The 26,989-nt window shown below is 67.1% G+C and carries 26 protein-coding genes; all 26 read left to right on the top strand.

What is annotated here, in order from left to right; all coding sequences use genetic code 11:
- Positions 1-34: 34 nt before the first annotated feature.
- The gene (locus AC1D3B_RS25620) at positions 35-1,891 is read left to right on the top strand and encodes a nickel-dependent hydrogenase large subunit (protein ID WP_478193484.1); all 1,857 of its coding nucleotides are present in this window, start codon (positions 35-37) and stop codon (positions 1,889-1,891) included.
- Between the two features lie 28 nt (positions 1,892-1,919).
- Positions 1,920-2,537 carry a HupE/UreJ family protein gene (locus AC1D3B_RS25615; protein WP_478193483.1) on the top strand — a complete coding sequence of 206 codons (618 nt, stop codon included), beginning with the start codon at positions 1,920-1,922 and terminating at the stop codon, positions 2,535-2,537.
- Positions 2,538-2,569: 32 nt separating this feature from the next.
- Positions 2,570-3,298, top strand: a complete 729-nt coding sequence (cybH, locus tag AC1D3B_RS25610; RefSeq protein WP_478193482.1) for a Ni/Fe-hydrogenase, b-type cytochrome subunit — start codon at positions 2,570-2,572, stop codon at positions 3,296-3,298.
- 4 nt (positions 3,299-3,302) lie between these two features.
- Entirely contained in the window at positions 3,303-3,938 is a 636-nt protein-coding gene (locus tag AC1D3B_RS25605; protein ID WP_478193481.1) for a HyaD/HybD family hydrogenase maturation endopeptidase, read from the top strand.
- Positions 3,939-3,945: 7 nt separating this feature from the next.
- A complete protein-coding gene (locus AC1D3B_RS25600; protein WP_478193480.1) occupies positions 3,946-4,290 on the top strand; it encodes a HypC/HybG/HupF family hydrogenase formation chaperone in 345 nt (114 codons plus the stop codon).
- Positions 4,287-4,790: a hydrogenase gene (locus tag AC1D3B_RS25595; RefSeq protein WP_478193479.1), complete on the top strand. Its 504-nt coding sequence runs from the start codon at positions 4,287-4,289 to the stop codon at positions 4,788-4,790. The genes AC1D3B_RS25600 and AC1D3B_RS25595 overlap by 4 nt, the downstream gene beginning before the upstream one ends.
- Positions 4,791-4,800: 10 nt before the next feature.
- Positions 4,801-5,667, top strand: a complete 867-nt coding sequence (locus tag AC1D3B_RS25590; protein WP_478193478.1) for a hydrogenase expression/formation protein — start codon at positions 4,801-4,803, stop codon at positions 5,665-5,667.
- Complete coding sequence (locus AC1D3B_RS25585) at positions 5,664-5,906, top strand: rubredoxin (RefSeq protein ID WP_478167122.1); 243 nt, start codon at positions 5,664-5,666, stop codon at positions 5,904-5,906. Before AC1D3B_RS25590 ends, AC1D3B_RS25585 begins: the two co-directional genes overlap by 4 nt.
- Positions 5,903-6,457: a [NiFe]-hydrogenase assembly chaperone HybE gene (gene hybE / locus AC1D3B_RS25580; protein WP_478193477.1), complete on the top strand. Its 555-nt coding sequence runs from the start codon at positions 5,903-5,905 to the stop codon at positions 6,455-6,457. The genes AC1D3B_RS25585 and hybE overlap by 4 nt, the downstream gene beginning before the upstream one ends.
- Entirely contained in the window at positions 6,454-7,593 is a 1,140-nt protein-coding gene (locus AC1D3B_RS25575; protein WP_478193476.1) for a hypothetical protein, read from the top strand. The genes hybE and AC1D3B_RS25575 overlap by 4 nt, the downstream gene beginning before the upstream one ends.
- Positions 7,586-7,933 carry a hydrogenase maturation nickel metallochaperone HypA gene (gene hypA, locus AC1D3B_RS25570; RefSeq protein ID WP_478090877.1) on the top strand — a complete coding sequence of 116 codons (348 nt, stop codon included), beginning with the start codon at positions 7,586-7,588 and terminating at the stop codon, positions 7,931-7,933. The genes AC1D3B_RS25575 and hypA overlap by 8 nt, the downstream gene beginning before the upstream one ends.
- A gap of 11 nt (positions 7,934-7,944) precedes the next feature.
- Entirely contained in the window at positions 7,945-8,784 is an 840-nt protein-coding gene (hypB, locus tag AC1D3B_RS25565) for a hydrogenase nickel incorporation protein HypB (RefSeq protein ID WP_478193475.1), read from the top strand.
- A 5-nt stretch (positions 8,785-8,789) separates the two neighbouring features.
- Entirely contained in the window at positions 8,790-9,947 is a 1,158-nt protein-coding gene (locus tag AC1D3B_RS25560; RefSeq protein WP_478193474.1) for a Kae1-like domain-containing protein, read from the top strand.
- A complete protein-coding gene (locus tag AC1D3B_RS25555; RefSeq protein WP_478090874.1) occupies positions 9,938-10,183 on the top strand; it encodes a HypC/HybG/HupF family hydrogenase formation chaperone in 246 nt (81 codons plus the stop codon). Before AC1D3B_RS25560 ends, AC1D3B_RS25555 begins: the two co-directional genes overlap by 10 nt.
- A complete protein-coding gene (gene hypD / locus AC1D3B_RS25550) occupies positions 10,180-11,334 on the top strand; it encodes a hydrogenase formation protein HypD (protein WP_478193473.1) in 1,155 nt (384 codons plus the stop codon). The genes AC1D3B_RS25555 and hypD overlap by 4 nt, the downstream gene beginning before the upstream one ends.
- Before the next feature lie 53 nt (positions 11,335-11,387).
- Positions 11,388-12,380, top strand: a complete 993-nt coding sequence (gene hypE, locus AC1D3B_RS25545; protein WP_478193568.1) for a hydrogenase expression/formation protein HypE — start codon at positions 11,388-11,390, stop codon at positions 12,378-12,380.
- A 45-nt stretch (positions 12,381-12,425) separates the two neighbouring features.
- Entirely contained in the window at positions 12,426-14,195 is a 1,770-nt protein-coding gene (locus tag AC1D3B_RS25540) for an enoyl-CoA hydratase-related protein (protein WP_478193472.1), read from the top strand.
- Positions 14,192-15,640, top strand: a complete 1,449-nt coding sequence (locus AC1D3B_RS25535; protein ID WP_478193471.1) for a sigma-54-dependent transcriptional regulator — start codon at positions 14,192-14,194, stop codon at positions 15,638-15,640. Before AC1D3B_RS25540 ends, AC1D3B_RS25535 begins: the two co-directional genes overlap by 4 nt.
- A gap of 4 nt (positions 15,641-15,644) precedes the next feature.
- Positions 15,645-16,658 carry an NADH-quinone oxidoreductase subunit B family protein gene (locus AC1D3B_RS25530; protein WP_478193470.1) on the top strand — a complete coding sequence of 338 codons (1,014 nt, stop codon included), beginning with the start codon at positions 15,645-15,647 and terminating at the stop codon, positions 16,656-16,658.
- Between the two features lie 9 nt (positions 16,659-16,667).
- Complete coding sequence (locus tag AC1D3B_RS25525; RefSeq protein ID WP_478193469.1) at positions 16,668-18,125, top strand: nickel-dependent hydrogenase large subunit; 1,458 nt, start codon at positions 16,668-16,670, stop codon at positions 18,123-18,125.
- Positions 18,125-19,465 carry a sensor histidine kinase gene (locus AC1D3B_RS25520; RefSeq protein ID WP_478193468.1) on the top strand — a complete coding sequence of 447 codons (1,341 nt, stop codon included), beginning with the start codon at positions 18,125-18,127 and terminating at the stop codon, positions 19,463-19,465. The genes AC1D3B_RS25525 and AC1D3B_RS25520 overlap by 1 nt, the downstream gene beginning before the upstream one ends.
- 295 nt (positions 19,466-19,760) lie before the next feature.
- Entirely contained in the window at positions 19,761-22,304 is a 2,544-nt protein-coding gene (locus AC1D3B_RS25515) for a winged helix-turn-helix domain-containing protein (RefSeq protein WP_478193467.1), read from the top strand.
- Between the two features lie 127 nt (positions 22,305-22,431).
- Positions 22,432-24,192, top strand: a complete 1,761-nt coding sequence (locus tag AC1D3B_RS25510) for an FAD-dependent oxidoreductase (RefSeq protein ID WP_478193466.1) — start codon at positions 22,432-22,434, stop codon at positions 24,190-24,192.
- A complete protein-coding gene (locus AC1D3B_RS25505; protein ID WP_478193465.1) occupies positions 24,189-24,932 on the top strand; it encodes an SDR family NAD(P)-dependent oxidoreductase in 744 nt (247 codons plus the stop codon). Before AC1D3B_RS25510 ends, AC1D3B_RS25505 begins: the two co-directional genes overlap by 4 nt.
- Positions 24,933-25,026: 94 nt before the next feature.
- Complete coding sequence (locus tag AC1D3B_RS25500) at positions 25,027-25,902, top strand: sugar phosphate isomerase/epimerase family protein (protein ID WP_478193464.1); 876 nt, start codon at positions 25,027-25,029, stop codon at positions 25,900-25,902.
- A 35-nt stretch (positions 25,903-25,937) separates the two neighbouring features.
- The gene (locus tag AC1D3B_RS25495) at positions 25,938-26,975 is read left to right on the top strand and encodes a DctP family TRAP transporter solute-binding subunit (protein ID WP_478193463.1); all 1,038 of its coding nucleotides are present in this window, start codon (positions 25,938-25,940) and stop codon (positions 26,973-26,975) included.
- Positions 26,976-26,989 lie beyond the last annotated feature (14 nt).

Below are 26,989 nucleotides of genomic sequence, written 5' to 3'. Positions count from 1 at the left end.
AGAATTCAATGCCCCAACGGCAAGGACCACAGCAATGAGTGCATACGAGACACAAGGCTACAGGATGGACGATACGGGTCGCCGTATCGTGGTGGATCCGGTCACCCGGATCGAAGGTCACATGCGCTGCGAAGTGAACGTCGACAGCGACAACGTCATTCGCAACGCGGTTTCGACCGGCACGATGTGGCGCGGGCTCGAGGTCATCCTGAAGGGCCGCGACCCCCGCGATGCCTGGGCCTTCGTCGAACGCATCTGCGGCGTGTGCACCGGTTGCCATGCACTCGCCTCGGTGCGCGCGGTGGAGGATGCGCTTGGCATTACGATCCCGAAGAACGCCTACCTGATCCGGGAGATCATGGCCAAGACGCTGCAGGAGCACGACCATGCGGTGCACTTCTACCACCTGCATGCGCTCGACTGGGTCGACGTGGTGTCTGCATTGAAGGCCGATCCGAAGAAGACTTCGGAGTTGCAGCAGACCGTGTCCCCATCGCATCCGATGTCATCGCCGGGCTATTTCCGCGACATCCAGAACCGGCTCAAGAAATTCGTCGAGAGCGGCCAGCTCGGCCCGTTCATGAACGGCTACTGGGGCAGCAAGGCCTACGTCCTGCCGCCCGAGGCCAACCTCATGGCGGTGACGCACTACCTCGAGGCACTCGACCTGCAGAAGGAGTGGGTCAAGGTCCACACCATCTTCGGCGGCAAGAACCCGCACCCGAACTACCTGGTGGGCGGGGTGCCCTGCGCCATCAACATCGACAAGGACGGCGCCGCGGGCGCGCCCGTCAACATGGAGCGGCTGAACTTCATCGAGGCGCGCATCCGGGAAATGATCGAGTTCAACAACAACGTCTACATCCCCGACGTGCTGGCGATCGGCACCATCTACAAGCAGGCCGGCTGGCTCTACGGCGGCGGCCTCGCCGCGACCAACGTGATGGACTACGGCACGTACGAGAAGGTGATGGGCGACCACGGGACCCAGCAGTTGCCCGGTGGCGCGATCCTGGGCGGCAACTGGGACGAGATCCTCCCGGTGGACCCGCGCGACCCCGCACAGGTGCAGGAGTTCGTCAACCACAGCTGGTACAAGTACGCCGACGAGTCGAAGGGGCTTCACCCGTGGGACGGCGTGACCGAACCCAACTACGAGCTCGGCGCAAGGACCAAGGGCACGCGAACGAACATCGAGCAACTGGACGAAAGCGCAAAGTACTCGTGGATCAAGTCGCCGCGCTGGCGCGGCCACGCGATGGAGGTCGGCCCGCTGTCGCGCTACATCATTGGCTACGCGCACGCGCTGAAGGGCCATCCGCACTGCCAACGGGTGAAGGAGCAGGTCGACCGGTCCGCCGCGATCATCAACAATGATTTCCCGAAGGCGCTGGGCATGCCGCAGACGCAGTACAGCGTGAAGCAGTTGCTGCCCACGACCATCGGCCGGACGCTGGCGCGCGCGCTCGAGGCACAGTACTGCGCCGAGATGATGCTCGACGACTTCAACGAACTCGTGGCCAACATCAAGGCCGGCGACACCAGCACGGCCAACGTCGAGAAATGGGACCCGTCCACCTGGCCGAAGGAGGCCAAAGGCGTCGGCACCGTCGCTGCGCCGCGCGGCGCGCTCGGCCACTGGATCCGCATCAAGGACGGCCGCATCGAGAACTACCAGTGCGTGGTGCCGACCACCTGGAACGGCAGCCCGCGAGACACCAAGGGCCAGATCGGCGCGTTCGAGGCGAGCCTGATGAACACGCCGATGGCCAACCCGGAGCAGCCGGTCGAGATCCTGCGCACGCTGCACTCGTTCGACCCGTGCCTCGCCTGCTCGACCCACGTGATGAGCCCGGACGGCCAGGAACTCACCAGCGTCACAGTGCGCTGAACCACCCCCAAGGAACGGAGACAAGCACATGCAGATTCAGAAAGCACGCAGCACCCTCGCTCGGGTGTCGGTGGCCAAGGCCTTGGCCGCGGCCTTCGCGCTCGCGCTGGCCTCGGCGGCGCAGGCCCATCCCGGCCACGGCACCGAAGGCTTTGCCGCCGGCCTCGCACACCCGCTCGGCGGCTACGATCATCTGCTCGCCATGGTCGCGGTGGGAATGTGGTCGGTGGTCGCGCTGCCGAAGGGCTGGCGTGCCGCAGGTCCGGCGGCATTCCTCGCGACGCTGCTGCTGGGCGCCGTGCTGGCCATCCGCGGCATCGGATTGCCGGGGCTCGAGGCGGGCGTCGCGCTGAGCGTGGTCGCGCTCGCGGCGTTGCTGCTGGGCGCCCGGCGCATCGCACCAATGGCCGGCCTGGCACTGGTCGCGCTCGCCGGGGTGCTGCACGGCCATGCACACGGCGGTGAATTGGCCGGCAGCCATTCGTTCATGGCCTACGCGGCCGGTTTCCTGCTGGCCTCGACGCTGCTGCACGCCGTGGGCCTGGGGGCCGGCGCCGCGCTGCAGCGGCTGCCGGCCTGGGCCTGGCGCACGGCGACCGCGCTGATCGGCGGCAGCGGGCTGCTGATGCTCGCGGCGCGCCTCTGACGCCGGCACGCACACCATCCCGGGACCAAGCCATGAATACAACTTCCTCCCCCGTCGCCCCGGCCCGCGGCGGCGACGACAGCGCCGTGGCGCACGCCCGGTCGATCAAGTCGGTCTATGTGTACGAGGCGCCGGTGCGCATCTGGCACTGGATCAACGCGCTCGCGATCACGGTGCTGGCCATCACCGGCTATTTCATCGGCTCTCCGCTGCCGACCCAGCCTGGCGAGGCCAGCGCGAACTTCCTGATGGGCTACATCCGCTTTGCGCATTTCGCGGCCGGCTACTGGCTGGCGATCGGGCTGCTCGGGCGCATCTACTGGGCCGTCGTCGGCAACCACCACGCGCGCGAGCTGTTCTGGGTGCCGATCTTCCAGCGCGTCTACTGGCAGGAGATCTGGGGCATGGTGAAGTGGTACGCGTTCGTCAGCGCGCGACCCGGGCGCTACGTGGGCCACAACCCGCTGGCGCGTTTCGCGATGTTTTTCGGTTTCCTCCTGCTGATTGTCTTCATGATCGTCACCGGCTTCGCGCTGTATGCGGAAGGCGCCCAGCGCGGCTCCTGGCAGGACCGACTGTTCGGCTGGGTCATCCCGCTGTTCGGGCAGTCGCAGGATGTGCACACCTGGCACCACCTCGGCATGTGGGGGTTGATCGTGTTCGTGATCCTGCATGTGTACGCCGCGATCCGGGAGGACATCATGGGCCGCTCCAGCGTGGTCAGCACGATGATCTCCGGCCATCGCACGTTCAAGGACTGAGCCCATGTCGCAGGATGAATCCATTTGCGTCCTCGGCATCGGCAACGTGCTGTGGGCCGACGAGGGATTCGGCGTGCGCTGCGTCGAGGCCCTGCAGCAACGCTGGGAGTTCGCACCGCATGTGGTGCTGATCGATGGTGGCACGCAGGGCCTCTACCTGATCCAGCACGTCCAGCAGGCCAGCCGCCTGCTGATCTTCGACGCCATCGACTATGGCCTGGCGCCCGGCACGCTCAAGCTGATCGAGGGCGACGAAGTGCCTCGCTTCATGGGCGCCAAGAAGATGAGCCTTCACCAGACCGGGTTCCAGGAAGTGCTCATGCTGGCGCAACTCACCCAACGCTACCCACGGGACGTGCTGCTCGTCGGCTGCCAGCCCGAGGAACTGGACGACTACGGCGGCAGCCTGCGCCCGACCGTGAGACTGGCGATGGAGGATGCCCTCGCGCTCGGCGTCGACGCACTGCGGCGCTGGGGTGCCGCCCCGCGACCGCGCCGGCAGGCGCTGGACGGTGCCGAAGCCGTGACCTTCCGCCAGCTCGACCTCGCGCGCTACGAGGCCGGACGACCGGCCGAGGACGCCGCCTGCCGCCGCGGCGACGAACGCTTTCTGCCGACGCCGGCGCGGCAGCAAGCCTGAGCCCGCCATGTGCATCGGCATCCCCATGCAGGTCATCGCCGTCGAGCCCGGATACGCGCTCTGCGCCGGACGCGGAGAGCAACGACGCGTCCGGATCGCGCTCGTGACGGAGCCGGCGGTCGGCGAGTGGGTGCTCGTCTTTCTCGACAGTGTCCGCGAGCGCATCGATGCGCGGCGCGCCAGCGAGATCGACGGCACGCTCGACCTGCTTGCGGCGGCGCAGGCCGGCGGCGCCAGCGGTGCACCGGCTGCATTCGACCTTCCTTCCAGCGCCAGCGCGCAAGACCTCCTCGCTCTGTGCGGCCGGCAGCCGCCACGCCCCGCCACCGAACTCACCGAAAGCCTTCCATGACATCCGACATCACCGGCAGCCAAACGCTCGTCAACCTGCCGGTCCAGGCGCCGGAACCCCGCCGCGCGGGCTCCGCCCTCATTGCGCGCCTGGTCGACGAGTTCGGCGCGACATGGGTCGACGACCAGAGCATCGACGGCTGGTCCGCGCTCGGCGGTGACCGCGTCGTGCTGTTCGCAGGCGACGCCGTGCGTTTTCCCGAAGGCCAGGACGTGGCCGCCGTGCTGCCCGAGCTGCAACGCAGCTTTCCGGGCCGCTTTGCCGTGGCCGTGGTGCCGCGCGAGCTGGAGGACCAGGTGGCGCGCCGCTTCGGCTCGCAGCGCTGGCCCACGCTGCTGTTCCTGCGCGACGGCGGCTACGTCGGCACCGTGTCGGGCATGCACGACTGGGACGTGTTCCTCCAGCGGGTCGAGAGCGCATTGGCGAGTCCGGTGACGCGCGCACCGACGATCGGAATCCCGGTGGTGAGCGCCACCGGCGCGGCCGCCTCCTGCCACTGAGGACCGCATGATGAAAGACTTCCCGATTCCCGTGCACTCCATCGGCCCCGGCTCCCAGCCCGAAGAAGAAGAGCTCGCCTACATGGCAATGCCGCAGGGCATGGAAACCTTTCGCGCACCCGTGCTGCCGGAACCCGAGGAAATCGCAGCCCATCAGCCGGCGCACGCTGCGCTGCGCGACGCGCTTGCGCAACTGGCCGTCGTTTGCCGCGAAGGCGGCAACCGCCGCATAGCGCTCGACGGTCTTGCACCGGGCGACCTTGCCCTCGTCAACCAGGTTCTCGGCGAGGGCGAAGTCAGCGCCCTGGTGCGGCACGAGGGCACGCCACAGCGCGAGCTGCGCGCCCAGGAGGCGGTCTTCGCCGGCGTCTGGCGCGTGATCGGATCGGTCGACGGCGTGGTTGCGACCGATTGCATTGAACTTGGCGCCATTCCCGATGCGCTGAAGGAAGTTGCACGCGAAGACGTTGCGCCCGTCGTTGCGCGCTGGTCGGGTGCGTTGCCGCCCAACGTGCAGAACGCGCCGGCCGTCCTGGCCGAGATCGAGGATCATTGGCGCGCCTGGGTGCCGGGCCGCCCCGCGCAGGTCATCAACCTCACATTGCTGCCGATGTCGGTGGAGGACATCGGATTCCTCGATCATCACCTCGGCACCGGCCGCGTGCTCATCCTGTCGCGCGGCTACGGCAACTGCCGCATCACGAACACGCGAATGCCGAACTGCTGGCGCGTCGTCTACTACAACTCGCAGGACGTGGTGATCCTGAACACGGTCGAGATCGGCGACCTGCCCGAAGTTGCCCAGGCCGCGCGCGAGGACCTGGAGGACTCTCACGAGCGGCTGGCGGAGGTGCTGCAGTGGCTCGAGAGCGCATGACCGCCAGCAGTCCTGCACGGTTCGAGGGCAGCTATCTCGGCGACCGCGCGAAGCTGGGCGCCTCGGCACGGCTCGAATGCAAGATCTGCTGGTGGGTGTACGACCCGGCGCTCGGGGACGACATCTGGCAGATCGCCCCCGGCACCGCGTTCACCGCGCTGCCGCCCTACTGGCGCTGCCCGCAATGCGACGGCGACGCCGACCAGTTCATGGTCCTCGACGACGCGAGCCCGCCATGACCGGCGCCGATTGCACCGGACACGCCGAGCTGACGCTGCGGACGCGGGCGCTCCAAGCGGTGTTCGCGGGCATCTCGCGCTCGCGCGTGGCCGGCCTGCCCTTCATGAACACCGCACTGCAGGTGGAAGCGGTCGGCTTCGAGCTCGAACCGGCCCCCCCGCGCGATGATGCGCAACACCGGCCGGATCCCCGGGCCGCGACCGGCATTCTGGTCACGCCCTGGTTCATGAACCTGGTGTGGCTGCCGGTCGCGCGACGCGACACGCCCGCACTGATCGGAACGACACGCGTGCGCAACATCGGGCACGCGCAGTTCATGTTCACGGGCTCGCACGAAGACGGCCTCGGGTCGTTCGAAGCCTGCTCGATGTTCTCGCCCATGTTCGAGTTCGCAACGCAGGCCGACGCGATCGCCACCGCCTCGGCGCTGCTGGCTCAGCTGCGCCGGCGTGCCGACGCACCGCCCGACGCACGCCCGGACTCCACGTTGGCGGCGCCGGCGCGGCGCGCTTTTCTGCTCGGGCGCGCTGCCCAGGAACATGCGCCGTGAATACGCTCCAGGTCCTCGGGGGCATGCTGCAGGTGCGGCCGGGGCTGCGACGCCCGCACACCCTCACCAGCAGCCGCCGCGCCCTCGCCGGCCTGTTGCTGACAGGTCAACCTGCGACCGCAGCGCCGCGCATGCTGAGCAGTCTGTTCACCTTGTGTGGCCACGCCCACGCCCTGTGCGGCGCGCTGGCGCTGGCGGCGGCGCAGGGGCAGGAAGCATCCGCATCCGTGGCGCAGTTGCATGCGCTGCGATGGGAGACGGCGCGCGATCACGCGCTGCGCATCGGCCTCGACTGGCCGGTCGAATTGTGCGTGCCAGGCGCAGTGCAGGCATCGGCCGACGACAGTCGCAATCCGCTGCGGGGCTGTCCGTGGCTGGCCGGCGTGGCGCGGTCGCGCGGCGATGTCGATCGGACCGCCTGGCTCTCGCATTTGCTGGGCACCTCGCCGAGCGCCTGGCTGGCACTGTGGGAACAAGAAACTGCCGGCTGGCTCGCTCAATGGTGTGAGCGCAATCACGGTTGGCTGCCCGCGTTGCTGCGCGCCTGCGCTCCGCTCGCGATCGGCCCGTTGCTGCCCGCGGCGCCGCTGCGTCCGCACGCCAGCCCGGCGGACCTGCATGCTCTCGCGGCCGGAATGGGCGGCACGTTCGACGCGACCGCGCCCACCTGGCGCGGCCAATGCGCCGAGACCGGAAGCTGGACCCGGCTGCACGACCGGCGCACCGAACCGCCCGCGAACGCATGGGAACGGCTCGGCGCACGCATCGCCGAACTGGCACGGCTGTCCCTGCCGGACACGCCAAGTCGCAGCGGCGCAGCGTGGCTGGCCACGGGCGCGTTGCAGACCGGTCGCGGCGAAGGGCTGGCATGGGTCGAAATGGCGCGCGGCCTGCTGCTCCATCGCGTGCGCGTCGAAGGACCACCCGGTGACCGGCGCGTGGCCGGCTACGAGGTTGTGGCCCCGACAGACTGGAACTTTCATGCCCACGGCGCCGTGGCACATGCGCTCGAACGGATGCCCGCAACGGGCAGCGAAGCGCAGGCGTCGGTGCGCATCCTGATGGCCGCGTACGATCCGTGCGTGCGCTTCGCKATCGAAGCGCACGCAGCGACCACGGAGTACCACCATGCATGAAGCCAGTCTGGCCGGCGGCATCCTGAAACTTGTCGAAGACGCGGCGCGCCGGGAGGGATTCCGGCGCGTCACCGCGCTGCGGCTGGAAGCCGGACAGCTCTGTGGCGTGGAGACGCGTGCCCTGCGTTTCGCGCTGGAGGCGATCGCGCCTCGAACCTGCCTGGAGGGCGCGTCGATCGACATCCGCGAGCCGCCCGGCACCGCATGGTGCCTCCCATGTGGCGCCAGCGTGGAGATCCAGCGGCGCGGAGATGCCTGCCCGCGCTGCCGCAGCCATCAGCTTCAGGCCACGGGCGGCACCGAGCTGCGCGTGCTCGAGCTGCAAGTCGAAGATCTATAAGGAGACTCACCATGTGTGTCGTTTGCGGATGCGCTGAAACTGAACACGAACACGGCCATGATCACGAGCACGGGCGCGATCATTCCCCCCACGGCGACCTGCATTTCGGTTCAGGCGCGGCCCGCGTATCGGTGCCTGGCCTGAGCCAGGAGCGCACGATCCGGCTGGAAGCCGACATCCTCGGCGAGAACAACCGCATCGCCGCGCGCAACCGCAGCCACTTCGCCGCGCACGGCGTGCATGCGCTGAACCTGCTGTCCAGTCCCGGATCGGGCAAGACCACCCTGCTGTGCGCCACCATCGACGCACTGCGGGCGCGCCACCCGGAGATGGACATCTCGGTCATCGAAGGAGACCAGCAGACGAGTTTCGACGCCGAGCGCATCCGCGCGACCGGCGTGCCGGCAGTCCAGGTGAACACCGGCAAGGGCTGCCACCTGGACGCCCCGATGATCGAACAGGCCTTCGCGCAGTTGCACCACCATGCATACGGCTCTTCGCACGTGGACGAGCGCAGCCTGCTGTTCATCGAGAACGTCGGCAATCTCGTCTGTCCGGCCCTGTGGGACCTTGGCGAAGCCGCCAAGGTGGTGCTGCTGTCGATCACCGAGGGCGAAGACAAGCCGCTCAAGTATCCAGACATGTTTGCGGCCGCCCAGCTGATGGTGCTCACCAAGATAGACCTGCTGCCGCATCTGCGCTTCGACGTGGCACGCTGCATCGACGGCGCGCGCCACGTCAATCCGGCCATCGAAGTGATCCAGTTGTCCGCCACCAGCGGCGAAGGCATGGGTGCCTGGCTCGACTGGCTCGCCAGCGCGGGCGACGACACCGGCCCGCTCGGCGCCTGAAGTCGATGCAACAGCCGCTTCCCACCGTGCTGGCCTGCGGCGCATGGCTCAAGAACACCGCATGCCTGCTTGGGCATCGCCAGGCGCGCTGGTCTGCGCTGCACGGGGACCTCCAGGACCCGACAGCCTGCCGTCAACTGGAGGCCTCGCTGCGGTCGCTCGCGCGCGACGCACGTGACGCGCAGGCGCCGGTGGCCGCGCTGGCGCATGACCTGCATCCCGACTTCTTCAGCACGCGCATCGCCATCGCCCTGGCGCACGAGTGGGGCGTACCAGCAATCGCCGTGCAACACCACCACGCACACATCGCGGCCGTGATCGCCGAACACGACCTGGACGAGCCGGTCATCGGCCTCGCCCTCGACGGCGTCGGTCTCGGCAGCGACGGCACGGCCTGGGGCGGCGAGCTGCTGCGGGTCGACGGCAACGGCTGGGACCGCCTGGGCAGCCTGTGGCCGCTGGCGCTGCCCGGCGGCGATGTCGCGGCACGCGAACCCTGGCGCATGGCGGCGTCGGCCCTGCACGCGCTCGGCGCCGGCGACGGGATTGCCGACCGCTTCTCGCCGAGTGTCGGGCCTGCCTTGGCCGGCGGCGTGCAGCGCATGCTCGCCGCCGGGTTGAATTGCCCGCCCACGAGCAGCACCGGTCGTTGGTTCGACGCGGCGGCCGGCGCGCTGGGGCTGAGCGTGCGCCAGGCCCACGAGGCCGAAGCCGCGATGGCGCTCGAGGCGGCGGCCGCACGCTGGCTGGCCGGGCACGCGGTCACAGCGATCGACGCCTGGCCGGACGCCGGCAACCTGCGGCTGCTCGATCCGCGCCCGCTGCTGGAGCGACTGTTTGCCTGGCCCATGCCGCAACGCAACGCCGACGAGGCCGCAGCCTGGTTCCACCTGTCGCTGGCGCAGGGCCTGGCCGGCTGGGCCGCGGCCGCGGCACGCCAGGCCGGCTGCGGCACCGTCTGCCTCGGCGGCGGCTGCTTCTTCAACGCGATCCTGCGCATCCAGGTGACGCAGGGGCTCCAGGCGCGCGGGCTTCGCGTGCTGTCGGCCGGCCGTTCGGGTTGCGGCGACGCGGCCCTCGCGCTGGGCCAGGCCTGGGTCGCCGCCCACAGCCTGCGCGCCCGAACCTTCCTCACCCCACGAAAAGCCATGCCATGTGCCTAGCCATTCCCACTCAACTGATCGAACTGCGACCGGGCGCGCTGGCGCTGGTCGAGCTCGGCGGCATCCGCAAGGAAATCTCGGTCGCACTGGTGCCCGATGCGGTCGTTGGCGACTACGTGATCGTGCACGTCGGCCACGCGATCGGCCAGATCGACCCCGAAGAGGCCGAGCGAACGCTGGCGATGTTCGGCGCGCTGGCGCAACGCGATGCCGAGAACGGAGCGACCCTGCCATGAAATACATCGACGAGTTCCGCGACGGCGCGATTGCAAGAAGGATCGCCGACCGTCTGCGCGCCGAGGCACTGCCGCAGCGCCAGTACAGCTTCATGGAGTTCTGCGGTGGCCACACGCACGCGATCTCGCGCTACGGCATCAGCGAACTGCTGCCCGCGAACGTGCGCATGATCCACGGCCCCGGCTGTCCCGTGTGCGTGCTGCCGATCGGCCGCATCGACTTGGCGATCCAGCTCGCGCTCGAACACGGTGCCATCGTCTGCACCTACGGCGATACGATGCGCGTGCCGGCTTCCGACGGCCTCTCGCTGGTGCGCGCCAAGGCGCGCGGCGGCGACATCCGCATGGTCTACTCGGGCGCCGACGCACTCGAGATCGCGCGCCGCGAGCCGGATCGCGAGGTCGTGTTCTTCGCGATCGGCTTCGAGACCACGACACCGCCGACCGCGTTGACGATCCGAACCGCTCAGCAAGAGCGACTGAAGAACTTCAGCGTGCTGTGCTGCCATGTCCTCACGCCCTCGGCGATCACGCACATCCTCGAATCGCCCGAGGTGCGGCAGTTCGGCACCGTGCCGATCGACGGCTTCGTCGGGCCGGCGCATGTCAGCATCGTCATCGGCTCGGCGCCCTACGAGCACTTCGCGCAGGAGTATCGCAAGCCGGTCGTGATCGCCGGATTCGAACCGCTCGACGTGATGCAGGCGGTGCTGATGCTGGTGCGGCAGGTCAACGAGGGCCGCACCGAGGTCGAGAACGAGTTCACCCGCGCGGTGAACCGCGACGGCAACCTGCACGCGCAGGCGCTGGTCTCGCAGGTGTTCGAGTTGCGCACCAGCTTCGAGTGGCGCGGCCTCGGCGAGGTGCCGTACAGCGCGTTGAAGATCCGCCCGGCATACGCCGGGTTCGATGCCGAACGCCGCTTCGGCCTCGGCTACCGGCCGGTGCCGGACAACAAGGCCTGCGAATGCGGCGCGATCCTGCGCGGCGTCAAGAGGCCGACCGACTGCAAGATCTTCGGCACCGTCTGCACGCCGGAGAACCCCGTCGGGTCGTGCATGGTCTCGTCCGAAGGTGCGTGCGCGGCGCACTACTCGTACGGACGCTTCAAGGACATCGCGATCAGGGTCGAGGCGGAGGCGCAAGCGTGAACACGAAGAAGGACTACGTTCGCCCGCTCGACATCCGCCACGGCCGCGTCGACATGGGTCATGGCGCCGGCGGCCGGGCGGCCGCGCAGCTGATCGAGGAGCTGTTTGTCGCCGCGTTCGACAACGAATACCTGCGCCAGGGCGACGACGGCGCGTCTCTGGCGATTCCCGTCGGCGCCAAGCTCGTGATGGCGACCGACGGCCACGTCGTCTCGCCGCTGTTCTTTCCCGGCGGCGATGTCGGCTCGCTGTCGGTGCACGGCACGATCAACGATGTGGCGATGTGCGGCGCGACGCCGCTCTACCTCGCGGCGAGCTTCATCCTCGAGGAAGGCTTTCCGCTCGCCGACCTGAAGCGCATCGTCGAGTCGATGGCGGCGGCCTCGCGCGCGGCCGGCGTGCCGGTGGTCACCGGCGACACCAAGGTGGTCGAGCAGGGCAAGGGCGATGGCGTGTTCATCAGCACCACCGGCGTTGGCGTGGTCGCGGCCGGAGTGCGCATCTCGGGCGCGAACGCGCGCCCCGGCGACGTGGTGCTGCTCTCGGGTTCGATCGGCGAGCACGGCGTGGCGGTGCTCTCGAAGCGCGCATCGCTCGACTTCGAGACCACGATCGAATCCGACAGCGCCGCCCTGCACGGGCTGGTGGCGGCGATGCTCGCGGCCTCGAACGGCGTGCGCGTGCTGCGCGACCCGACCCGCGGTGGCCTCGCGACGACGCTGAACGAGATCGCGCGCCAGTCGAGCGTGGGCATGCTGCTCGACGAGGCGGCGATCCCGGTGCGGCCGCAGGTCGAGGCGGCCTGCGAGCTGCTCGGGCTGGATCCGCTCTACATCGCGAACGAAGGCAAGCTGATCGCCATCTGCGCACCCGACTCGGCCGACGCGGTGCTGGCCGCGATGCGCGCACACCCGCTGGGCTCGAAGGCAGCGCGTATCGGCAGGGTCACCGAAGACCCGCACCGCTTCGTGCAGATGGAAACGAGCTTCGGCGGCCGCCGTGTCGTCGATTGGCTGAGCGGCGAGCAGCTGCCGCGCATCTGTTGAGAAGCCATGCAGGCGCAACCCAAGCGGCGAGCTTCAGCGGCGTGCATGGCTGAAATGACGCACGTGCCGCTCCGGATCCTGCTGCTGTGCCACAGCTTCAACAGCCTGAGCCAGCGCTTGTTCTGCGAGTTGCGCGCGCTGGGCTGCGAGGTCTCGGTCGAGTTCGACATCGCCGATCGCGTCACCGAGGAGGCGATCGAACTGTTCCGCCCCGCACTGGTGATCGCGCCGTTCCTGAAGCGGCTGATCCCGGCCTCGGTGTGGCAGCGCCAGCCCTGCCTGATCGTGCACCCCGGGCCGGTTGGCGACCGTGGCCCCGCGGCGCTCGACTGGGCGGTGCGTGAAGACCACGCCGACTGGGGTGTGACCGTGCTGCAGGCGAACGAGGCCTTCGATGCCGGCCCGGTGTGGGCCCACGCCGGCTTTGCGATGCGGGCCGCCGCGAAGGGCAGCCTGTACCGGCGCGAAGTGGCCGGGGCTGCGGTCGATGCGGTCCTGCGCAGCGTGATGCAATTCGCAGCCGGCGGCACCTGCGGCGAACCGCCAGGCGAGCAAAGGCCCTCGATCTGGCGCGGCCCGCTGCGCCAAGCCGAGCGCCGCATCGATTGGTCGGGCGACACGACGGCCACCGTGCTCGCAAAGATCCGCAGCGCCGATGGCCAGCCCGGCGTCCAGGACCAGCTCTTCGGCCAGCCCTGCCACCTGTTCGATGCGCACCCGGCCACCTCGCATGCGCTTGCCGCTCTGCCGCCCGGCGCTTTGATCGGACGCCGCGACGGCGCCGTGCTGCGCCGCACGACCGACGGGGCGGTCTGGATCGGCCACGCGAGCCTTTCCGCGGCCTGCGGCGGCAAGGCTTTCAAGCTGCCTTGCGAACTCGCGTTCGGCGCCGCCTTCGAGGCGCTGCCTGCGCTGCCCGTTCCGCTGGAGCGGGCGAACGAGGAGTGGGGCGAGATTCGCTACCGTGAATTCGGCACGCCCGGCGCGCGCGTCGGCTGCCTGTCTTTCGAGTTCTACAACGGCGCGATGTCGACCGCGCAATGCCGCCGCCTGCTCGCCGCCTGGCGCGACGCCGCCAGCCGCGACACCCGCGTGCTGATGCTGCTGGGCGGCGCCGACTTCTTCAGCAACGGCATCCACCTGAACTGCATCGAGGCCGCGGCGCACCGCGAGGGCGACAGCGCCGCCGACGAATCGATGCGCAACATCGAGGCGATAGACGACCTTGCCGAAGCCGTGATCCGCACCACCGACCGGCTGACAATCGCGCTGCTGCGCGGCAACGCCGGTGCCGGCGGGGCCTTTCTGGCGCTCGCGGCCGACGAGGTCTGGGCACACCGCGGGGTGGTGCTGAACGCGCACTACAAGAACATGGGCAACCTGTACGGCTCGGAGTACTGGACCTATCTGCTGCCGCGCCGCCTCGGCGCCGAGGGCGCGATCGCGCTAATGGCCAGCCGCCTGCCGCTGGGCGCGCCACAAGCCCTGTCGATCCGACTCATCGACCGTTGCATGGGTGAAACCGCGACCGATCTCGAAGCGCTGGCAATCGCAGAGGCGATGGCACTCGCCGCAGCGCACAATATCGACGATCGAATCACTGCGAAGGCACGGCGGCGTGCTGCTGACGAGGCCGCACGCCCTCTCGCCGACTACCGCCGCCATGAGCTTTCACGCATGCATCGCAATTTCTACGGCTTCGACCCGAGCTTTCACATCGCGCGGTACCACTTCGTCCACAAGCTGCCGATGGCATGGACGCCCCGCCACCTGGCCCGGCACCGCGACGGCGTGAAGGCCGCGCGTGCCGAATGATGCCCGTGACGTCGATGCCGACCGTTCTGGTCGTCGATGACGAGGTTCGCTCGCAGGACGCGATCCGTCGCACGCTCGACGAGGAGTTCACCGTGCTGACGGCCGACGATGCAGGCCAGGCCCGCCAGCAGCTCGAACGCCAGCCGGTCAGCGTGATCCTGTGCGACCAGCGCATGCCCGGAGAGACCGGGGTCACCTTCCTGAAGGAAGTGCGCGAGCGCTGGCCCGACACCGTGCGCATCGTGATCTCGGGCTATACCGATTCCGAGGACATCATCGCGGGCATCAATGACGCAGGCATCTACCAGTACCTGCTCAAGCCGTGGGTCCCCGACCACCTGCTGAGCACCGTGCGCGAGGCGGCAGAAGCCCAGACGCTCCAGCGCGACATGAACCGGCTCGACCTGGAACTGCGCACCAGCACGCCGGTGCTGCGGCGCCGGGCCGCCAACAAGCTGGAGCGGGCGCGCAACGCCTTCGACTTCGACCGAATCGAGCGCGCCGACGGCAGTCCGCTCGATGCGGTGTGCGAGCTGGCGGCACGCGTGGCACGCTACGACCTCAGCCTCCTGGTGCTGGGCGAGTCGGGTTCCGGCAAGGAGCTGCTGGCGCGCGCGGTGCACTACGCCAGCCCGCGCGCGGCCGGACCGTTCGTGGTCGAGAACTGCGCGGCGATTCCCGATACGCTGCTCGAGTCGGAGCTGTTCGGCCACAAGCGGGGCGCTTTCACCGGCGCGTTCGATGACCACGTGGGACTGTTCCAGCGCGCCAACAGCGGCACCGTCTTTCTCGACGAAATCGGCGAAACCTCGGCCGCGTTTCAACTGCGATTGCTGCGCGTGCTGCAGGAGGGCGAGGTGCGACCCGTGGGCTCGCCGCGCACCGTGCCGGTCGACGTGCGCGTGATCGCGGCGACCCACCGCAACCTCGAACAGCGGGTGCAAGAAGGGCACTTCCGCGAGGACCTGTTCTACCGCGTCGCCTGCGTGACGATCACGGTCCCACCGCTGCGCGAGCGCGGTGGCGACATCGGGCCGATCGCTCGGCGGCTGGTGAACGAGGTCGGCGTGGCGCTGGGGCGCCCTGGCGCCGCGCTCTCGGACGAGGCGATGGCCTGCCTCATGGCCTACCCCTGGCCCGGCAACATTCGCGAGCTGCGCAACGAGATCTCGCGCGCGGTAGCGCTCAGTGCCGACGATCTGATCGACGGCACCGCATTTTCGTCGCGGGTCCTGCAGGGCCAGGCCGGGCGCACGGTCACAGCCCAGTCGACGTCCCTGCCGGCCAGCGGCACGCTGGCCGAACGCCTCGATGCCATCGAGGCCATGGTGCTGCGCGAGACTCTGCTGCGGCACCGCTGGAACAAGACCCGCGTGGCCAAGGAACTCGGACTCTCGCGGGTCGGGCTGCGTGGCAAGATGGCCCGCTTCGGGCTGGAAGGTTGAACCGATGGACAAGATGCCTAACTTCAATGTCCTGTGGCTGCAGTCGGGTGGCTGCGGCGGCTGCAGCATGTCGCTTCTTTGCGCCGACACGGCGGACTTCCACGGCCAACTGCGCGATGCCGGCATCAACCTGCTGTGGCACCCGTCGCTGTCGCTCGAAAGCGGCACCGAACTGATCGACCTACTCGAACGCGCCATCGATGGCCGCCTTCGCGTCGACGCGCTGTGCATCGAAGGATCGTTGCTGCGTGGCCCGAACAACACCGGTCGCTTCCACGTCCTCGCCGGCACCGGCATCCCGATGATCGACTGGGTCCGCCGGCTGGCTGCGACCGCGCGGCAGGTCGTGGCGATCGGCAGTTGCGCGGCCTGGGGCGGCATCACCGCAGGCGGGAACAATCCGACCGATGCCTGCGGCCTGCAGTACGACGACGATCGCCCCGGCGGCCTGCTCGGCGCGGCATTCCGTTGCGCCAGCGGCTTGCCGGTCGTCAACGTGGCGGGCTGCCCGACCCATCCGGGGTGGGTCATCGACAGCCTGATGGCGCTTGCCGCCGGCCAGTTTTCCGCTGCCGACCTGGACTCCTTGAACCGGCCCCGCTTCTATGCCGACCAGCTGGTGCACCACGGCTGCACCCGCAACGAGTACTACGAGTTCAAGGCCAGCGCCGAGAAGCCGTCCGACCTCGGCTGCATGATGGAGCACATGGGCTGCAAGGGCACCCAGGTGCATGCCGACTGCAACACACGGCTCTGGAACGGGGAAGGCTCCTGCACCCGCGGCGGCTATGCCTGCATTGCCTGCACCGAGCCGGGCTTCCAGGAGCCCGGCCATCCGTTCCACGAGACACCCAAGATCGCCGGCATTCCGATCGGCCTGCCGACCGACATGCCCAAGGCCTGGTTCGTCGCGCTGGCGTCGCTGTCGAAATCGGCCACGCCCAAACGCGTGAAGACCAACGCCACCGCGGACCATATCAAGGTGGCGCCCGCGGTGCGCAAGACGCGCCTGCGCTAGCGTGCCGCCATGACACGCCTGCTCGTCGGCCCTTTCAATCGCGTCGAGGGAGACCTCGAGGTCTCCCTCGACATCGAGGATGGTCGCGTGTCGTCCGCGCGCGTGAATTCGCCCATGTATCGGGGTTTCGAGCAGATCCTGCAGGGCAAGCGGCCACATGACGCACTGGTCTATGTGCCCCGAATCTGCGGCATCTGCTCGGTGTCGCAGTCCGTCGCCTCGGCCCGCGCTCTCGCGGACATGGGCGGGCTGAGGATGCCGCCGAACGGCCAGCACGTGACCAACGTGATCCTCGCCACCGAAAACCTGGCCGACCACCTGACGCATTTCTACCTGTTCTTCATGCCCGACTTCACGCGAGCCGTGTATGCCGGGCGGACGTGGCATGCCGAAGCCCTGCGTCGGTTCGACCCGACCACCGGCGAGCAGGCGCGTCGGGCCATCGCGGCGCGGCAGCGCTGGTTCACGCTGCTCGGCCTGCTGGCCGGCAAGTGGCCGCATACGCAGAGCATCGAGCCCGGCGGCTCCACGCGCGCGGTCGATGGCGCCGAGCGCACGCGCCTGCTGGCGCGTATCCGGGAGTTCCGGCGCTTCCTGGAGCAGCAGTTGTTCGCGGCGCCGCTGCAGCAGGTGCTGTCCCTTGCCAGCGCCGACGCGCTGTGGGCCTGGGATGCCCAGGCCCCCCTGCAGGGCGATTTCCGGATGTTCCTTTCCATCGCACGCGACACGGGCCTGATGGGCCTGGGTAGCGGCCCGGGCCGCTACCTGAGCTACGGCGCCTACCCCCAGCCCGACGGTGGGTTCGCTTTCCCGCGCGGCGTCTGGCATGCCGACGACGGCAAGCTCGGCGCGCTCGATGAGCGCAGCATACGGGAAGACGCCACGCACGCATGGCTCGCGGACGACGGAGGCCCGCGCCATCCCGGCGACGGCCTGACGATACCCGCTGGCGACAAGCCGGGCGCCTACACCTGGAACAAGGCGCCCCGGCTCGACGGCCGGGTGGTGGAAACCGGCGCGATCGCGCGCCAGCTCGCCGCCGGGCATCCGCTCGTGGGCGAGATGGTGGGGCTGCATGGCGGCACCGTGTTCACCCGGGTCTTGGCACGCCTGCTCGAACTCGCCCGGGTGGTGCCCCTGATGGAGCAGTGGCTGCTCGCGCTGCGGCCCGGCGAACCCTACTGTGTCAGCGACGCCATGCCCGACGAGGGCACCGGCATCGGCCTGAGCGAAGCGGCACGCGGCAGCCTGGGGCACTGGGTTTCGGTGCACCGCGGCCACATTGCAAACTACCAGATCGTCGCACCCACCACCTGGAACTTCTCTCCAAGGGATGCCGCCGGCACGCCCGGCGCGCTCGAAAGCGCGCTCGAAGGTGCCCCGGTTCGCCAAGGCGAGACGACGCCCGTGTCGGTGCAGCACATCGTCCGCTCTTTCGACCCGTGCATGGTCTGCACCGTCCACTGATGCCGCCGCGCCGTACCGAACGCCCGAAGGCAGCGCCGAAAGGCGTGGACGATGCTACCTGGCTCGACGTGATCCAGAAGATGGACGAGGTCTACTCGCAATTGGTGCATGACGAAATCGAGCTCGAACAGAAGAACGACGAACTCGAACAATCGCAGCAATTCATCTTCAGCATCCTGTCCGCCATGTCGGACGTGCTGCTGGTCTGTACCGAAAATGGCGAGATCGAAGAGACGAACGCGGCGCTCTGCGAACTGGTCGGCCGCAGCGACATCGAACTGCGCGGTACCTCCCTGCTGGCCTTGCTGGCGGACGCCGACAGCATCGCACGGGCCCAGGCGGTTCTGGTGAACTCCAGCCCCACGCGCCGCGGCGAGACCATCGAGCTGAATCTGTCGGCTGCCGATGGAAGCAGCGTGCCGGTCGACGCAAACTGCACGCCGCGTGTCACGCCTTCTGGGCGCCGCGTCGGCACGGTATTTGTCGCCCGACCGACGGCCGAGTTGCGCCGCGCCTACCAGGAGCTGCGGTCGGCACACGATGCGTTGAAGCAGACCCAGCAGCAACTTCTGCACTCGGAAAAGATGGCCTCACTGGGCAGGCTTGTCGCGGGTGTCGCGCACGAACTCAACAATCCGATCAGCTTCGTGCTGGGCAACGTGCACGCGCTTCGACGCTACAGCGAAAAGCTGCGCACCTACATGGCAGCCGTGCATGCCGGGCAGGATCTGGACGCGCTGCTGGAGCTGCGCACCCAATTGCGCATCGAGCATCTGCTCGACGACCTGCCGTCCCTGATCGAGGGCACGCTGGAAGGAGCGCAGCGCACCGCAGCCATCGTGAACGGCTTGAAGCGGTTTTCGGCGATGGATCCGGAAGAGCGGACACGCGTCGACCTCAACGAAGTGGCCGAACGCGCCATTCTCTGGGTGTCCAAAGGCTCATCGCGGCCCTTGCAAGTCGACTGGCAGCCGATCTCTGCGTGTGTGGTCGAAGGAAGCCCTGGACAACTGCAGCAGGTCGTGATGAACCTGATCCAGAACGCCGTGGATGCGGCCAGCACCTCCCAGCCGCCGCGCCCGCCGCAGCTGTGGATCCAGGCCCGCGCCGGGCCGAAGGGCAACGTCCTTACCGTGCGCGACAACGGACCTGGCATCGCGCCGGAGCTTCTGTCGCGCATCTTCGATCCGTTCTTCACCACCAAGCCGGTCGGCAAGGGCACCGGTCTCGGCCTGTCCATCAGTTACGGGATCATCGAGCAGCATGGCGGAAAGTTGAGCGTTCGCAATCATCCGGAAGGCGGCGCGGAGTTCACTGTCGAACTGCCTGCCGCGAACTGACGGTGCTGAAGCCTTTCCGCCAAGCGCGGTTCGCCCAACTGGCGTCGCGATGTTGCCGGCCAATCGTTCCTGCACTGCGGACCTCGGTGGTGCAATCGTGCTGTAATCTCGGGACTTGCGCAAGTCAAGCCAGACCGCGTAGCCCCAGCGCAAATGGCGCAAGTGGCGAGGCGCATGGCCCCAGGCCGGGCAAAACGGAATGCGAATCCCAGGTCAAACTCTCTTGTTGAAGGCAAAGCTCGCACTCCCACCTGTTCAGCCGATGAGCTTGTCGCGTCCGCGCTTGCTTGATCTGATGTCCGAATCACTGAAGCGGCCGTTGACGCTTCTCTGCGCTCCAGCGGGATTCGGCAAGACCACGTTGCTCTCGGCCTGGGTCAACGAGACCGTGGATCGACCTGCCGTGGCGTGGCTGGGGTTGGACGAAGACGACAGCGACCCGGTGCGCTTCTTCGACTACCTGCGAGGTGCCTTGCAAGGTGCCAATGTCGACGTGGGATGCACAGCGACGGCCCCCCTCTCCGGGGCAGGGTCGCCCAGCCCGAAGGACCGGATGGCATCGTTGCTGGACGATCTCACCGAACTGGACCATCCAGTGGTACTGGTGCTCGACGACTACCAAGCGATCGACAACCCGGAACTCGATGCGGCGCTGACCTTTCTCGTCGAGCACCTGCCAGAGCATCTGCGCCTGATCGTCGCAACCCGCAAGGATCCGCAGTGGCCGCTTTCCCGATGGCGTGCTCGGCAATGGGTTGCCGAGGTCGGAATCGACCAGCTGCGATTCACGCCAGACGAAGCAATGGCATTCCTCGTGCGGAGCATGGGGCTGGCACTCGACACCGAATCGGCTCGGACGCTTGCAGCCCGCACCGAAGGCTGGGTGGCGGGGCTTCAGATCGCTGCGCTCTCGCTGCAGCGGCACGTGCAGTTGCAGGGAGAGGCGAACCTGGCACAGGTCGCCGCTGCATTCAGTGGTGAACACAGGCACGTGATCGACTACCTGGCAGCCGAGGTCATGCGCCAGCAACCTCTGATGCTGCAGGACTTCCTGAGGAAAACCTGCATCCTCGATCGCTTCTCTGCCGATCTTTGCGATGCGGTCACCGAGCGCACCGACAGCCGGCAAATGCTGCTCCAGGTGGAGCGCGCCAACCTCTTCTTGCGGCGGCTGGATGACCAGGGCCGCTGGTTCCGGTATCACCAGCTCTTGGCGGATTTTCTTCGCGAAAGCCTTGCCGAGTCGGAGAGGATCGAGTTGCATCGTCGAGCCAGCGCGTGGTTCGAATCTCACGGGATGGGAAAGGACGCGATCAAGCACGCGCTCGCGGCCCGCAGCGACGTGGATGCGGTGAGGCTCTTTCGCAGTCTCGTGGAGGACATGCTCGCCCGTGGCGAACTGCCCACGCTGCTGGCATGGCTCGACATGCTGCCGGCGTCCCTTGTGCGTCGACATCAGGACCTTGCGGGGTATCGAGCGTGGCTTCTGTTCATGAGTGGCCGCACCGTGGAAGCCGAGGAGTACTACGCTTTGACCGGCGCGCCGAATGTGGCGGAAAGCTCCCAGGAACACAAGGGCATCCTGTTTGCACTCCAGGCCTTTTTCGCGATCACGTCGGACAATCCGGCCCGTGCGATCGAGCTGTCGCGCCAGGCGCTGGATCAGCTGGGAAACAGCACCTCGTTCTTCCGGGTTTGGGCTCTTTTCTACCAGGGGTTGGGTCTGCTTCGCACCGGCCTTCCGAAGCCGGCCACCGAAATGCTGCGGCAGGCTCTCGAGCTGGGGTGGGCCTTCGGGCATCGCATGACCGCGCTCGACGCGCTAGCCCATCTTGCACCGTTGATGAGCGCTCAGGGCCAATTGCGCGAGGCGCAGTTGCTCTGTCACGCGTCGCTGGAGCGTTGTTCGCCTTCCGACGAAGCGCAGGCGCCGATCAGCGGCCTCATCTTGGTACCGATGGGCATGCTGGCATTTGAACGCAACGAACTGCAGGGGGCGGTTGAATCGCTCGAAACAGGTGTCGCGCTATGCAGGCAGCTTGGCAATCTGTACCACACGCTGGCCGGAGAATGTTCCCTCGCCAAGGTCCACCATGCACGCGGTGCGCGTGAGCAGGCGTGGAACGCATTGGCGGCGGCCCAGGATCTGGCAGATCGCTCGCGCAACCCACGGCGCCAGCGCATGGTGAGCATCGCTATCGCGGACCTCCAGCTTCGCGAGGGCAACGTCGCCGCGGCGAAACAGACCTTCGAGGAGATTCGCACCGCTGTCGAATCATCTGTCGAGGGTCAACTCCTGCACGCTCGCCTGCTGCTCGCAAGCAACCATGCGCTTGCCGCGCTTCGCGCGCTCGGCGCGGTCGAGGTGTCATGTCGAAGCCAGGGGCAAGCCGGCATGCTCGTCACGGTCCATGTGCTACAGGCGCTGGGGCATCGCGCCAACGGCGGCCGAGCTGCAACGCTCGAACATCTCGAGAAGGCCGTGTCATTGGCAGCTTCGGGCGGCTATGTTCGCCCGTTCCTCGACGGGGATGCGGCGTTGGCCGGACTGCTGCGCCAAGTGAGCAGCGCCGCTCCGGCATTCGTCAACGGCCTGCTCGAACAATTTCGTCTTCCCTCGGAAGAAAACTTTGTCGTGGCGAACACGGAAGGGCTCACCGCGACTCAACTCGAGGTGCTGCGTCTGGTCAACCAAGGGCTTGCCAACCAGCAAATCGCGACGCAACTCGTGATCACGTTGGGTACGGCCAAGTGGCACGTCAGCCAGATCTTCGAGAAGCTCGGCGTGCGCAATCGCGCGCAGGCGATCACCAAGGCGCGCCAGTTGAAGCTCCTGTAGGTGTTTACCCGTGGACGGGCGTCCACCCTATCTTTCGACAGGTGGCGGATAGGCGAAATTTCGCTGCCGGATCACTAAATTCTGCTCTCGCGACGACGGTGGGTCGTTGCAAGAACAGGAGATACGGATGTCAGAGCCCATGGCCAGCGACACGCGCGGCGATGCCGAGTCGCTGCAGTGCGACTTGCTCGTGGTCGGCTCCGGTGCCTCAGGCCTGGCGGCCGCCGTGACGGCCGCGTGGCATGGCCTCAAGGTGGTGGTGGTGGAAAAAGAAGCCGTCTTCGGCGGTGCCACGGCCTGGTCGGGCGGTTGGATGTGGGTTCCTGGCAATCCACTCGCCAAGCGCGCAGGTATCCATGAAGACCCGCAGCAGCCGCGAACCTATCTTCGAAATGAACTGGGCGCGCGATATGACGCCGCGCGGATCGATGCGTTCCTCGACAACTGCCCGCGCATGGTCGCCTTCTTCGAGGAACATACCGACCTGCAGTTCGTCGATGGGAACGGAATTCCCGACATTCACGGGAACGTGGCAGGCGCCGGCACGCAAGGCCACCAGGTCATCGCCGCGCCATACGACGGCCGCGAAATCGGTCCGTTGGTGGAGCGCTTGCGCAAGACAATGCGCGAAACGTCGTTCCTGGGCATGCCGATCATGGCGGGCGCCGACCTCGCGGCCTTCCTGAACATGACGCGTTCGCTGAAGTCGCTGCTGCACGTGAGCAGACGCTTCATCCGGCACCTCATGGACCTGGCGCTGTATGGACGCGCGATGCAATTGGTCAATGGCGTCGCGCTCATCGGCCGGCTGGCGAAGTCGGCCGAGAAATTGGGCGTGACACTCATCGAATCGGCCCCTGCAAAAGGTTTGATCGTGGAGGACCGCGCAGTGCGGGGTGCCATCGTAGCCGCGGCACGAGGCGATATCGAAATTCGCGCGGCCAAAGGCGTGGTACTCGCGGCAGGTGGATTCCCCCATGACGCGCACCGCCGCAAGGCGCTATTCCCTCGCACACCGACCGGCGAAGAGCATCTCGCGCTGCCGCCCACCGCATGCTCTGGGGACGGCATCAGCCTCGGCGAATCGGCAGGCGGTTGCCTGGTGACGGATCTCCAGTCACCTGTGGCATGGGCACCGGTGTCGCGGGTTCGACACGTCGACGGCAGCGTCGGGCACTTCCCGCACATCATTGATCGCGCCAAGCCTGGGCTGATTGGAGTGCTGTCCAATGGCAAGCGGTTCGTGAACGAAGCCGACGGCTACTACGACTACACCGCCGCCATGGTCGCGAGAGTGCCCGAAGGTCAGGAAGTGGCTTCGTGGCTGATATGCGATCACCGCTTTCAGAGGCGCTATGGCCTCGGCCATGCGCGGCCATTTCCGATCCCGGTGGAACCTTCCATCCGCAACGGCTATCTGCAGCGAGCCGACGCCCTCGAAGACCTTGCCAATCTCTGCGGCATCGACGCCGCGGGCCTGGTCGAAACCGTCAGGCGCTACAACACGCACGCACGCCGGGGCGAGGACCCGGAGTTTGGCCGTGGCTCCACGCCCTACAACCGCAAGCAGGGCGACCTGGAACACGAGGGGCCGAATCCGTGCGTCGCACCGATCGAGCAAAGACCGTTCTATGCCGTGAAAGTGCTCCCGGGCAGTTTCGGAACATTCGCCGGCCTGAAGACGAACGGGACGGCGCAGGTGCTCGACCGGAGCGACATGCCGATCGCCGGCCTGTACGCAGTCGGGACCGATATGGCCAGCGTGATGGGCGGCCACTACCCATCGGGCGGCATCAATCTAGGGCCGGCCATGACGTTCGGATACATCGCAGGCCGCCACGCGGCAGGCTTCGAACTTTCACAACACAGCATGAGGAATAGCCAGTGACCACGACGGAACTTCCCATTCAGACCGCCATCGTCACCGGTGGCGCCCGCGGCCTGGGGCTCGGCATCGCGAAGCGGTTGGCCTCGGAAGGACGCCGGATCATTTTGTGGGATCTGGACTTCGAGAACTTCGCCACATCCCAAGCTGGCTTCGAACCGTTGTCGATGCAGCAGGTCGATGTGGCCGATCTCGAATCCGTAGTGAAGGCCTTCAATGAGGCCTTGTCGGCGGCCGGACGTGTCGACATCCTGGTCAACAATGCGGGCATCAACGGCCCCATCGCTGCGACCTGGGATTACCCCGTCGATCAGTGGCAGCGCGTGCTCGACATCGACCTGACCGGGGTCTTCAACTGCTGCCGAACGGCCATCCCGCATCTGATCGCGAACGGCTACGGTCGCATCGTCAATGTGGCATCGATCGCCGGCAAGGAAGGCAATCCGAACGGAAGCGCCTATGCCGCAGCCAAGGCCGGGGTGATCGCCTACACGAAATCGATCTCGAAAGAACTCGCGCAATCCGGTGTGCTAGTCAACTGCGTGGCACCGACGATGGCCGAGACCGATCTGCTCAAGCAAATGACGCCCGAGTTCATCGCATCGATCAAGGCGAAGATTCCAATGCGGCGATTCATGGAGATCGAGGAACTCGCGGCCATGGTCGCGTGGATCGCGAGCGCGGATTGCAGCTTCACGACCGGCTTCACCTTCGATCTGACGGGTGGGCGGGCAACATATTGACAGGCATGACTGCCACGTCGAGCGGACAACGCCTGCGCAATTGTTTGCTCAAACGCCTGAACCCCGCGCAGCCACCCGAACTCTCGCATCAGCCATGATCGAAGAAATCGAACTTCATCACATCTCCCTGGCCAACCTCACCGTAGGTCGCACTGCGCAGACCGAATTGATTCGGGCGGCAGCCGGGGCGGGATTCGGCAAGGTCGGCTTGTCGATCATGACCGCGACCGCACAGCCGCTGCAGCATGAAGTCATCGGCCGGCCCGAAGTGATCCGGGAGATCAAGGCCGCTTCCAAGGACACAGGTGTCGGCGTCTTCGACGTGGAGGCCTTCGTCCTGTCCCCGCAAACCGATATCGAGCGTTTCAGGCCCGCCCTGGAGCTCGGGGCCGAGCTTGGCGCCACGCACATCTCTTCGATCGGCACGGAGTTTGCGGGCGGCGCGACCTTCTTGTCGAAGGAACAGCGCATCGACCTGTTCGGACGCCTGTGCGACGAGGCCGCCCAGTTCGGACTCACTGTCGGCGTCGAGTTCATGATGTATCGCGACATTCAGACCTGGCGAGACGCCCTGCAGATGATCGTCGCGGCGGGGCGCGCGAATGCCGGCCTGATCCTGGATGTCTTGCACTTCTTCCGCGCCGGTGCGGCGCCGTCCGATCTGCTGCAGGTGCCGGTGGAGAGAATCGCCTACGCGCAGCTGTCCGACTGCGCTGCAGCGCCTTTGCCGGTGGAGAAGCTGGCCACGGAAGCGCGTACCTCCCGGATGCACCTTGGCGAAGGCGCGATACCGCTGCAACAGATACTCGATCTGCTCCCGGCCGGACTTCAATTGGTCATCGAGACACCCATAGCGGCCGAAGCCAATTCCTCGACGTTTCAGCGGGCCAAGTCGGCCGCCAGGCACACGACGGATTTCTTCCACGCGCATGCCCGCGCGCCGCGTCACCCGACCGCACCACATCCATAGGTCATTTCAAGCACCTCAACGCAACGGAGACAACAATGGTCATTCGCACACCACACAGTTCAATGCAGTCGATCCTCAGAGGGGTCGCAGCCACGCTTGCCTGCGGGCTGGCCCTGATGGGGAGCCCTGCGCAAGCCCAGATCAGGGATCACAAGGTCAAGCTGGCATTCGTCACGTCGGCTGACACCGGTGCTCTCAACGGCGTCGACAAGTTCGTGGAACTCGTGAAGCAAAAGAGCAACGGCAAGATCAATATCAAGGTGTTCCCCAACGGCACACTCGGAGGCGATGTCCAGATGATCTCCTCCCTGCAGGGCGGCACCATCGACATGAGCGTGATGGGGACCAATGCGCTCGTCGGCGTCGTCAAGGAGTTCGGACTTCTCGATTTTCCGTTTCTGTTCGACAACGAGAAAGAAGCCTCCGGCCTGATCGATGGGCCCGTGGGCAAGCAGATGTTCGACAAGCTCGCGGCCAAGGGCGTGGTGGGCATGCCGATCTCGGCCTTCGGGTTCCGGCATCTCCACAACAGCAAGCGGCCCATCAACAAGGCGGAAGACGTCCAGGGATTGAAGCTGCGCGTCATCCAGAGCCCTGTGTACGTTGATCTGATGGGCGCACTTGGGGCCAATCCGGTGGCCATGTCTTTCACGGAGGTCTACAACGCTATGGAGCAGAACGCCATCGACGGAATGACCAACACCGCGCTGATCGCGTCGAGCATGAAGGCGTACGAAGTGCAGAAATACATGTCGCTGACGGCACATATGTACAACTACATCGTTCTGCTCGTCAGCGGCAAGACCTGGGATCGGTTCAATGCCGACGAGAAGGCTCTGATTGTCCAGGCCGCGACGGAATCGAAGGAATTCCAGCGAAAGAAGATTCCAGAGTACACCTCCGAGGCGCTGGCGGTGCTCGCCAAGAACGGCATGGTCGTGAATGACGTGCCGCCGGCCGAACGCGCCAAGCTGCGCGAGAAGGCCAAACCGGTCGTCGACAAGTACGCCGGTGTCGTGGGCGAAGCGCTGGTCAGGGAAGCCCACGCCGAACTGGCAAAGATGCGCAAGTAGTCGAAGGAGCCCCA

It is taken from the genome of Variovorax sp. P5_A3 (assembly GCF_056400665.1).
This window is presented reverse-complemented; position numbering and strand designations above follow the sequence as displayed.